The organism is Pseudoalteromonas sp. RB2-MNA-CIBAN-0110, from assembly GCF_040309305.1.
Classification (GTDB): domain Bacteria; phylum Pseudomonadota; class Gammaproteobacteria; order Enterobacterales; family Alteromonadaceae; genus Pseudoalteromonas; species Pseudoalteromonas arctica.
In genome coordinates this window covers 1-237 of sequence record NZ_JBEOOQ010000323.1, presented here as the reverse complement: position 1 = coordinate 237, position 237 = coordinate 1, and the positions used below count along the sequence as shown (strand labels likewise).

The following is a 237-nucleotide window of genomic DNA, read 5'->3' as shown; positions in this document are numbered from 1 at the left end:
ACTCAATACAGCGAAAGCGTATCGCGTACACTGCCAAAAGTACGTTTGTATACACAACTTAATTTTGAGCGCGAAACCTCCTACTTTATTGATGACGGTATTCAAACTTTAGAGCCACAGCTACAATATTTATATACCCCTAATGAAGATCAATCTGATATTGGCTTATTTGATACTGCCAAACTACAAGATGATTTTTTTGGTTTATTTAGAGACACACGCTTTTCAGGTGTTGAT

1 protein-coding gene is annotated in these 237 nt (G+C 36.3%); it reads left to right on the top strand.

The features are described from left to right. The coding region (gene lptD, locus AAEY68_RS21675; RefSeq protein WP_350586897.1) for an LPS assembly protein LptD at positions 1 to 237 on the top strand (237 nt) is incomplete at both ends.